This window comes from Streptomyces glaucescens (assembly GCF_002154375.1).
In the GTDB taxonomy this organism is placed as follows: Bacteria; Actinomycetota; Actinomycetes; order Streptomycetales; family Streptomycetaceae; genus Streptomyces; species Streptomyces glaucescens.
Map to the genome: position 1 here is coordinate 1 of NZ_MUND01000647.1, position 4,386 is coordinate 4,386.

The 4,386-nt window shown below is 76.0% G+C and carries 5 protein-coding genes; 3 read left to right on the forward strand and 2 right to left on the reverse strand.

Annotated elements, in window-relative coordinates:
• Positions 1 to 642, forward strand: a 642-nt coding sequence (locus CCN42_RS34040; protein ID WP_422641235.1) for a TerD family protein, incomplete at its 5' end; no start/stop codon positions are given.
• Between the two features lie 15 nt (positions 643 to 657).
• On the opposite strand, the gene CCN42_RS34045 is transcribed toward CCN42_RS34040, so the two are convergent.
• A complete protein-coding gene (locus CCN42_RS34045; RefSeq protein WP_086741290.1) occupies positions 658 to 1,833 on the reverse strand; it encodes a glycosyltransferase in 1,176 nt (391 codons plus the stop codon).
• A 57-nt stretch (positions 1,834 to 1,890) separates the two neighbouring features.
• Between CCN42_RS34045 and CCN42_RS34050 the strand changes: the two genes are divergently transcribed.
• Positions 1,891 to 2,691, forward strand: coding sequence for a glutamate racemase (locus tag CCN42_RS34050; RefSeq protein WP_386581851.1), 801 nt, complete (start codon positions 1,891 to 1,893; stop codon positions 2,689 to 2,691).
• 310 nt (positions 2,692 to 3,001) lie between these two features.
• Entirely contained in the window at positions 3,002 to 3,547 is a 546-nt protein-coding gene (locus CCN42_RS34055) for a hypothetical protein (protein ID WP_086741291.1), read from the forward strand.
• A 117-nt stretch (positions 3,548 to 3,664) separates the two neighbouring features.
• On the opposite strand, the gene CCN42_RS42875 is transcribed toward CCN42_RS34055, so the two are convergent.
• Positions 3,665 to 4,386, reverse strand: a 722-nt coding sequence (locus tag CCN42_RS42875) for an O-antigen ligase family protein (protein WP_158102166.1), incomplete at its 5' end; no start/stop codon positions are given.

The following is a 4,386-nucleotide window of genomic DNA, read 5'->3' on the forward strand; positions in this document are numbered from 1 at the left end:
CCCGTCCGCCTCACCAAGGTCACGCTCACCAAGGCCGCCCCCGCCGTGTCCCTCACCAAACAGGGCGGCACCTCGGGCGCGCTGAAGGTGAACCTCAACTGGCAGGTGCGCAAGCAGTTCTCCGGGTGGGGCGCCAAGTTCGGCCGGGCCGTCGCCCTGCACTCCGACCTCGACCTCGACCTGTGCGCCCTGTACGAACTCGCCGACGGCAGCAAGGGCGTCGTCCAGGCCCTCGGCAACGCCTTCGGCGCGCTGCACCGGCCGCCGTACATCCACCTCGACGGCGACGACCGCACCGGGGCCGTGACCACCGGCGAGAACCTGACCGTCAACCTCGACTTCAAGGACGCCTTCCGGCGCATCCTCGTCTTCGTCACCATCTACGAGGGCGCCCGCTCCTTCGCCGACCTCAACGCCACGGTCACCCTCCAGCCGCAGTACGGCGCCGCCGTCGACTTCTCCCTGGACGAGTGCACCGTCCCCTCCCCGGTGTGCGCGCTGGCGCTGATCACCAACACCGGCGGCGACCTGATCGTCCAGCGCGAGGCCCGCTACCTGATCCCCGCGCACGGGGTCAGCCCGCAGCGGACCGTCGACCAGGCCTACGGCTGGGGCATGAACTGGACACCCGGTCGCAAGTGAGCGAGACGGGAGTGATCAGCCCTCGTCGGGCACCGCGTCCGGACGTGCGTAGGTGCGGCCCTTCCAGGCCGCACCGCGCCCCCGGTAGTGCTGCACCGCGGAATCCACCGTCATGAGGAGATAGAGGAACGCGGTGAACGGCAGCACGGGAGCGAGCCACAGGGGCTGCCGGTAGTAGCGGAGCATCGGCACGTACGTCCCCGCCATCACCAGCCACGCCCCGGCACCGAGCGCGCCCGCCGTCGTGGCGCCGCCGAGGATCCCGGCGGCCAGGGCAACGGGCGGCACCAGATAGACGACGGCCAGCCCGGCGACCGTGCCGAGCAACAGGGACGGGCTGTGCCGCAGCTGGGCATAGGCGCTGCGCGAGACCATCCCCCACAGATCGCGCAGCCGCGGGTACGGGCGCACACTGTCCACCCGGTCGGCCAGCCCCAGCCAGAGCCGGCCGCCGCTGTCCCGCACGGCCCGCGCGAGGGCCACGTCGTCGATGACGGCGTGCCGGATGGCGTCCGGGATCCGCGCCCGCTCGGCGGCCTGGGCGCGCAGCAGGACACAGCCGCCCGCCGCGGCGGCCGTCCGCGCGCCCCGGCGGCCGATCCACCGGAACGGGTACAGCTGCGCGAAGAAGTAGACGAAGGCGGGCACGACCAGCCGCTCCCAGAAGCTCTCCACCCGCAGCCGGGCCATCTGCGACACCACATCGAAACCGCCGGTGCGCGCGGCGGCCACCAGCGTGCGCAGACTGTCCGGGGCGTGCGCGATGTCGGCGTCCGTCAGCAGCAGATACTCGGGGGCACGCGCGCGTGCCTCCCCGATGCCGTGCCGTACCGCCCAGAGCTTGCCGGTCCAGCCCGCGGGCGGCTCACCCGGCGTGACCACGGTCAGCGGCAGCCCGCCCCGCCGCCGCGCCAGCTCCCGCGCCACCTCGCCGGTGCCGTCGGTGCTGCCGTCGTCGACCAGGAACACCTCGGCCCGCCCCGGATAGTCCTGCCCGAGCAGCGCCGGCAGGCTCACGGGCAGCACCGCCGCCTCGTCCCGGGCCGGCACCACCACGCAGACGGACGGCCAGTCGCCGGGATCCCGGCGGGGCGGCAGTCTCACGTCCGTACGCCAGAAGAAGCCCTGGCCGAGCAGCAGCCACAGCCAGGCGACGAGGGAACCGGCGGCAGTCCACGCGAGGGCGCTCACCCGCGCAGTGTCCCCCACCACGGCGGGCGTCACGGGCACATCGACTATCGTGGCCGGGTGAAGATCGCGCTCATGGACTCAGGAATCGGGCTGCTGGCGGCCACCGCCGCGGTACGGCGCCTCCGCCCCGACGCCGATCTGGTGCTCTCGCTCGACCCCGACGGCATGCCCTGGGGACCGCGCACACCGGAGGACCTCACGGAGCGGGCCGTGGCCGTCGCCGAAGCCGCAGCCGCACACCGGCCCGACGCCCTGATCGTCGGCTGCAACACCGCCACCGTGCACGCCCTGCCCACGCTGCGCGCCCGCCTGGAGCCGGGCATCCCGGTGATCGGCACCGTCCCGGCCATCAAGCCCGCCGCGGCCGGCGGCGGACCCGTCGCGATCTGGGCCACCCCCGCCACCACCGGCAGCGCCTACCAGCGTGGACTCATCCAGGACCACGCGGCCGGAGTACCGGTCACCGAGGTGCCGTGCTGGGGGCTCGCCGAGGCCGTGGAGCACGCGGACGAGACGGCGATCGACGCCGCCGTCGCGGCGGCGGCCGAGCTGACGCCCGCGGAGGTCATGACCGTCGTCCTGGGCTGCACCCATTACGAACTCGTCGCCGAGCGCATCCGCGCCGCCGTGCAGCGCCCCGGCCGTCCGCCGCTGGCCCTGCACGGCTCGGCCGGCGCCGTCGCCGCGCAGGCGCTGCGCCGGATCGGGGCCCGCCCGGACCCGGAGACGGCCGCTCGCGGCGATGTGACGGTCCTGCTGAGCGGACGCCCGGGCCCGCTGCCCGCACCCGCGCTGTCCTACGCCGAGGGACGCCTGCTCGCCCCGGCCGTGCCGGCCCCGGTGGCCGACGCCCGCTGACCGGCGGATCCCCGCGCGGTACGCCGCCGCGCCGCCGGGTCCCGTACGGCGTCCTGACGACGCCGGGCCACGCGCGGCGGATGAGGCACCCGGATGCCGTACGGGGCGCCGTGACCCCGGCCGGGTGCCGTTCCGCGACGCGGCGTCGCACGCGTCCCGCGCGGTGACATGACGCGCACGCGTGCCGCGCCGGACGAGGGGCGCCGCCCGGGGGAGCCCCGGGCCGCCCGCCGCGTACGTGCGGCCGGGCGGAGCAGTCACGCTGTGCGACGGACTCCCCGCGCAACGAAAGCTGAGTAACCTCGAGAACATGAGGGACCACCCCCGCGACGCGCACTCCCCGCACCCCGATGTATGGACCGGCCGGGCCACCAACCGGGTCCAGTGGCTGCTGGCGCTCCTCGGCGCCGCGTGCCTGGCGCTCGGCATCGAGCTGGCCGTCGACTCCCCGTGGACGAACGGCATCGCCCCGCTGGTGATGGCCGTGGTCGGGTGCATCGCCGCCGGGCTGCTGGTCCTCTTCGGCACGCTGGCCTTCGTGCACGTCGCGCTGCGGGTGGACCAGGAGTGCCTGGAGATCCGCTGCGGCCACATCGGCGTGCCGCGCCGCCGCATCCCCCTCTCCCAGGTGATGGGCGCCGACTTCGCGCCGCACGTCACGCCGCGTCACTGGGGCGGCTGGGGCTACCGCTGGCGTCCCGAGAAGGGCACCGCCGTGGTCGTACGGCGTGGCGAGGGCGTGATCCTGCGGCTGTGGGACGGCCACACCCTCACCGTCACCGTGGACGACGCGGAGTCGGCCGTACGGGTCATCAGGGACCGTCTGCGCCCGCGCGCGCCCGGCGCGGCGCACTGAGGTCCTCCTCGCCGGCCGGTCGGGAGCCGACGCGGAGCGGCGGGGCGGCCCCGAGCGCGGGAAGCCGAGCGCGGGTAGAGGTGCCCGGGGGGAGATGAGGGGGGTGAACGACGCTTCTTAGGCGGCCGACGGCCGGGCGGTGGCCAGCCCCGCGAGGAGGCCGGCGCCCGCCGTCACCGCGGTGAAGCTGAGGGCGTTGCCGACCGCGGAGATCGCCGCGAGCGCCGTGAGTGCCGCGCCCGCGGTCAGCGCGACCGGTGTCGGGCGCGCCGTGCGCCACAGCGCGTGGAGCATCCAGCAGAACACCGTCGCCAGCAGGAGCACCCCGACCGCTCCCTGCTCCGCGGCCTGCTGCAACGGCGCCGAGTGCGGCTTGCCGTCGGTCGGCGGCGCCGCGGCCACGGCCTGGCTCAGCTCCCCGAACCGGCCCGGTCCCACGCCCAGCGCGGCCTCCGCGCGCGCGAGGGCGAGCGCGTCCTGCCACAGTCCGATCCGGTGCGGGGTCAGCGGCCCCTCCAGGAACGCGGCCGGGCCGGGCGGCAGCACCTGCCCGGCGACGGCCCAGGCCCCGCCGACCGCCAGCACCGCGGTCAGCGCCAGGCCCGCGAGGGCCGGTCCCCGGTGCCGTATCCGGCCGGCCGCGAGCGAGGCCAGCAGCACCGCCGTACAGGCGACGAGACCCGTCGTCGAGCCGACGACCGCCGCGGTCAGCGCGATCCCGGCGGCCAGCGCGCCGAGCGCCAGCCGGAGCGCCGCGGCGCCCGCCGACCAGGCGGCGCAGCAGGCGGCACCGGTGGCCAGGGCCACCACCGCCCCGCTGGCCCTGGCCACCGGTGCCG

What these genes read in the sequence shown, in the direction of transcription:
- CCN42_RS34055 (WP_086741291.1), top strand. Translation starts at nt 3,002, where the DNA reads ATGAGGGACCACCCCCGCGACGCGCACTCCCCGCACCCCGATGTATGG.